General features: G+C 61.8%; 3 protein-coding genes. All 3 read left to right on the forward strand.

Features of this window, described 5'->3' with window-relative positions:
• Positions 1-358: 358 nt before the first annotated feature.
• The gene (gene thrS / locus Q0288_RS02450; RefSeq protein ID WP_299426658.1) at positions 359-2,317 is read left to right on the forward strand and encodes a threonine--tRNA ligase; all 1,959 of its coding nucleotides are present in this window, start codon (positions 359-361) and stop codon (positions 2,315-2,317) included.
• A 167-nt stretch (positions 2,318-2,484) separates the two neighbouring features.
• The gene (locus tag Q0288_RS02455; RefSeq protein WP_299426661.1) at positions 2,485-4,545 is read left to right on the forward strand and encodes a hypothetical protein; all 2,061 of its coding nucleotides are present in this window, start codon (positions 2,485-2,487) and stop codon (positions 4,543-4,545) included.
• Positions 4,546-4,718: 173 nt separating this feature from the next.
• Positions 4,719-5,579, forward strand: a complete 861-nt coding sequence (locus Q0288_RS02460) for a dihydrodipicolinate synthase family protein (RefSeq protein WP_299426664.1) — start codon at positions 4,719-4,721, stop codon at positions 5,577-5,579.
• Positions 5,580-5,587 lie beyond the last annotated feature (8 nt).

Here is a 5,587-nt window from a genome sequence, read left to right on the forward strand (position 1 = left end):
AATTGCTCTGATATATACTTAGTATAGTATTACGCCAGTAATGTGCTACCACCAGACACCCCGATTGGGTTCGCGATTTTGCGGGTATACCGCCAAAAAAGTTATACCCGGTTCAGTCTTATCGCAGCCTATGGATTCAGGGAGACTTTCCCTCGAGCCACCCCTCTCGTGAGCCGCCTCGAGGCCATATAGCCCTCGGCGAGGCTGCGCGATTTGACTCCCATACCGCGCAGGCGTACACTTCTAAGCAAGATGTGGGCCCGGAAGACTACTAGACCTGGGGGGAACTTCTAGCTTACGGCGATGGAGGTTCTCCCGGCCCTGGGTTGAAGGGCCGGGATTTTTATTGAGGTGACTTATGAACGCAGTGCTTCCCGACGGACGAAACCTCGAGCTAACGCCAGGGGCTACGGCAGCCGATGCCGCCAGAGCCATTGGCCCTGGCCTGGCCAAAGCCGCTATCGGCGCTATTGCCAACGGCGAGCTTTACGACCTGCTCAGGCCGCTGCCCGACGGCGCCGAGCTGCGTATCCTGACCGAAAAAGACCCAGAGTATGCGCAGCTCTTCCGCCACACCCTGGCCCACGTAATGGCCCAGGCGGTGCGCGAGCTGTATACCGAGCGGGGTTTTGCTCCCGAACAGGTCAGGCTGGCCATCGGCCCGGTGATCGAAAACGGCTTTTATTACGATATTGACGCTCCCGAGCCGATCCGCGAGGAAGACCTGCCGCTGGTCGAAGAAAAAATGCGCCAGATTGTGGCCGCCAACCTGCCCCTGAAGCGCTTTGTGCTAAGCCGCGAGGAGGCCCTCCGTCGCTTTGAGGGCCTTGATCCCTACAAGACCGAGCTGATTCAGGACTTGCCAGTGGGCGAGGAGATCAGCTTCTACCAGCAGGGCGACGAGCGCTTCGGCTTCACCGACCTCTGCCGGGGGCCGCACCTGCCCAGCACCGGCCGCATCCCGCCCCACTTCAAGCTGACCAGCCTCGCCGGAGCCTACTGGCGGGGCGACTCTTCCCGGCCCATGCTCCAGCGCATCTATGGCATTGCTTTTCGCAGCAGAGAAGAGCTGGACAACTACCTCTGGCAGCAGGAAGAGGCCAGACGCCGCGACCACCGCAAGCTAGGGGCCGAGCTCGACCTGTTTACCATCGCCGAGGAGGTGGGCAAGGGGCTGCCGCTCTGGCTGCCGCGCGGGGCTTTCATCCGGCGGCAGCTGGAAAACTACATGTACGAAAAAGAACAGGAGCACGGCTACCAGTACGTCTACACCCCGCACATCGCCAACGCCCGGCTCTACTACACTTCCGGACACCTCCCCTACTACGCCGAGGACATGTACGCCCCTATCGAGATCGAGGGCGAGGAGTACTACCTCAAGCCGATGAACTGCCCGCACCACCACCTGATCTATAAAGCGCGGCCCAAGAGCTACCGCGACCTGCCGCTGCGCCTCTGCGAGTTTGGCACCCTGTACCGCTTCGAGCTTTCGGGCACCCTGACCGGCCTGACCCGGGCGCGTGGCTTCACCCAGAACGACGCGCACATCTACTGCTCCAGGAGGCAGGTCACCGACGAGTTCATCAAGGTAATTCAGCTTTTTGACGAGGTCTACCGCGACTTTGGCATCTCCGACTACTGGTTCCGCCTCTCGCTGCCCGACTTCGAGCACAACCCCGAGAAGTTCGGTGTGGAGAACGACAACTGGCGCGACGCCATCGCGGCCATCCGGGCCGCGCTCGAGCAAACCGGGGCCAAGTATGTCGAGGGCATCGGCGAGGCCACCTTCTACGGCCCCAAGCTGGACGTGCAGATCCGGAGCGTACTGGGCAAGGAAGATACCATCGCTACCAACCAGCTCGACTTTATCGTGCCGGAGCGGTTTGGTCTCGAGTTCACCAACGAGCGCGGCGAAAAAGAGACCCCGGTCTGTATCCACCGGGCCATCATGGGCAGCTTTGATCGCTTTTTTGCGTTTTACCTAGAACACACCGCCGGCGACTTCCCCCTGTGGCTCTCGCCCATCCAGGCCGTAATTGTGCCCATTTCAGACCGGCACCTGGAATACGCTAACCAGGTGGCCGCCGAGATGCGCAAAAACAAGCTGCGGGCCGAGGTAGACAGCCGCCCCGAGCGCATGAACGCCAAAATCCGCGACGCCGAGCTCCAGAAAATTCCCCTGGTTCTGGTTTTGGGCGACAAAGAGGCCGAGGCGGGCGCGGTGAATGTGCGTGAGCGTCACGTGAAGGAGCAGCGGACGCTCTCGGTTGGGGAGTTGATCGGGGAGATGAAGGGGCGGGTGAACTCGAGGAAATAGGTCACTTTAGCGGCAACAAGCGTTTTGAAGGTGTGCTCAGAGCTGCCGTCTCCATGGAGATGGATCTTCCCTTCCACCAGTAACAAGCGTGAGCTTTCGGTCTTGGGTTAAGGTTTCTAACGGACTGGCGTTTACAGCCTCCCGTGGGGGTGGAATAAAATGGCTGTATGCGATGGATGGCGGGAGTTCTCCTGTTTGGCGTGACGCTGGCCCAGAGCCTGAGTGTGCCTCCCGAGGCCCAGATCGGGCAGCCTGTGGAAATTCGCGGGGCGGATTTTCCCCCAGGCCGGTACTCCCTCAAGATTGAGTCCAATGCCACCACCACCGAGGTAGACCTCGAGACCTTCAATGGCAGTATCGCCACTGCCTGGACCCCCCTTGCGGAGGGGGTGTACAGGGTCAGTGTTCAGGTGGGGGAACGAGCCCTGGAAGCGCAGACTCGAGTGCAGGCCGCCCCCCCGAGGCCAGCCTCTCCGGCCCCCCAGCCCATAGCACCGTCCCGGCCCGAGGTCGTGCCACCCATTCTTCAGCCTGATGGGCTGGTGCTGGGCAACTGGAAGCTACCGCTCAAAGGTGAGTGGATCGGCCCAAAGCTACTGGGACAGCGGGCTTTTATTGCACGAGGCCCCCTGGTGCTGGAGATAGACCTGGAAACTCCCCGGGTGGTGGCGCAACACTACCCTCCGGGGGATGTTCGGGCCCTGGAAACCGATACCGAGGTGACGGTGCTGCTCGAGGATGGACGACGGCTGGGCCTGGAGGCTTTTGCTGGCAAGCCTTTCGAAGGCCGGTGGGAAAACCTGGCGGTCATACGCGAATACTTTCAGACCCTGGAGGCCTCCGGGGCTACCGAACTCGACCAGAGTCCGACCACCCATCGGCCTTACTGGTATTACTTTAGCCGCGAGGCAGGAAGCGTAAGCCCAGCCGACCTCGCGGCCACTGGGCGGGATTTGCTGCAACGGAGCCACCGTCCCGAGCTGGCCTGGGGCCAGGGGGTGATGCGCTGGCTCGAGCCCTGGCGGATCCAGATACGGGCTGCACGAAGCCAGGGCCTCGACCAGAGCCTGGTCTGGTCGGAGTTTTTCCTCAAGTATCTGCCCCAGGTGCCCGGAGCCAGAGCCATGCTCTGGGAGCAGGTGGGTTGGCTCGAGGCCCAGGGGCGTCCCGACCTGGGGCAGCGCTACCGCGAGGCTTTGCGCCAGGTTGCGGGCTGGCAAAACCCCCTCACCTCGGCCAATATGGCTGCTGCCACCTGGGTGTTGTTGGGGCTTTATGGCTTGATGTTGCTTTATTTGACCCTGATGTATCTGCCCGCCCAGTTGCGTGGGGTACGTCCCAGTGGGGGCTGGCTGGCGGGCTGGCTCGGTCATCCGCTGCTGCGTCTGCGCCACAGCATGCTGGCCTATACCACTGCCGGTGAACGCACCCTGTTGCTGTTTTTATTTTTGCTGGCCGCGCTGGCCCTGTTGGGCTGGGGCTTTATGGCCCGCTCCGAGGCTCTGATCGCCCAGGATAGCCTGACGCGGGGAACCCTGCGCTCGAGTGCAGCGCAGGAAACCCTGCGCAGTTTTGCCAGTGCGGCTCCTCTGCGGGGCCTCCTGGCGTACTCCCAGGCCAAAGAGAACCCCAGCGAGGCCCAGCGGCTCTATGAGGCTGCCCCGCCCTGGATCTATGTTCTGTTGGGGCGCGGCACCCCCGAGGCGTTGGCGCAAGCCTACCAAAGGGCTCCCTCCTCTGCCGCCGTGCGTGAAGCGCTGGGCATCGGCGGCGATTTCTGGACCCCGGTTTACCGCGACGCTGGGGTGGTACGGGAGGCCGTTCCAACCCCAAGAATCATCAGCGCCACCGTGGGCCTGAGTGGCTTACAGGGTCTTTCCACAGATTTTCTTGCCGTCTGGCGCGATCTCCCCATCTGGCCCAGTCCGCTATGGGCCTGGGTAATTGCGATCGTCATCCTGCTGCTCACCCTCTACCACCTGTTGTGCTTTTTCCTTCCCAGACCCCAGGGGGTTACCGCCAACCTGGCCTGGCGGCGTGGGGTACAGCTGTTTTTTCCTGGCAGCCCCACCTATAGCCAGGGCTGGGGCATGATTTTGTTACTGGCCTTCGCGGGGGGGGTATGGCTGTGGTATCTGGGCAACGGCTGGGGAATCTTCCTGGTTGGCCTTGCTCTGGGTTTCCATCTTTTGCTGTGGTTCTGGCTGGTATACCGTGGCCCAAGGTAAAGAAGTTCACGCCGAGAAGAAAGCGTATACGCGGTAAAGTATGCATCGCGACCTTCGACCCCAGCTTCGAACCACAGGTGACAAAGAAGTGCTCGACTGGAGTTGTACCCGCAGTCCTCAACCGCCCCACTTTGCAATGCAATCACCTGGGTTTGTCAAAAGGAAACTTTACTATGATTATCCCCCCGCTCCCTACCCCCTTCGACAGCACGGGCAACCTCGACGCCGGAGCCTTCCGTGATCTAGCCCAGGCCGTCGAGCCGCATGTGGATGGTCTTTTGTTTTATGGCTCCAACGGCGAAGGCGTCCATCTGACCCGCGAGGAGCGGGCTGCGGGGCTGGCCATCCAGACGCCCCAAAAGCCTGTACTGGTGGGTTTGATGGAAGAGACCCTGGCCCAGGCCGCCATAGCCCTCAGTGAAGCGCAAAGCCTCGGTGCTAAGGTGCTGGTCACACCCCCCCGCTACTATGAAGCCAGTCTGGGCAACGAAGGCTTGTTGCGCTACTTCAGTGAAATTGCCGACCTGGGCCGAGCCGAGGTCTGGCTCTACCATGTCCCTGCCAACACCAAGGCCCAACTGCCGCTGCCTGTGGTGGCCGAGCTGGCCAAGCACCCCAGTATCGGCGGTCTCAAAGATTCCAGCGGGGAACTGGCCCGCATGGCCTTCTACGTTTCGCAAAGACTGGATCTCGAGCTTTATACCGGCCATGGGCCCTCTTTTCTGGGGGCCCTGGGGCTCGGAGCCAAAGGCGGCATCCTGGCGGTCTCCAATCTGGCTCCCAGGCCCTACAAGTTAATGTTGGAACTGTGGCAGACCGGTAAGGTAGCCGAGGCCCAGAACCTGCAAGCCGAACTGGAACCTTTTGGCCGGGTGCTGGCCCAGGGAGGCTCCGTCCTGCTCAAGCAGGCCATGCGCCATATCGGCCTGCCGGCCGGTTATCCGCGCCCGCCATACCCCGCTGAGAGCCCGGTCTGGCCGGACTTCAAGCCCATACTGGAGGAGTTCAGGGCCAACGGCTGGACGGCTGCCTAGAGGGTCAG

Source organism: uncultured Meiothermus sp., assembly GCF_937863175.1.
Lineage (GTDB): Bacteria > Deinococcota > Deinococci > Deinococcales > Thermaceae > Meiothermus.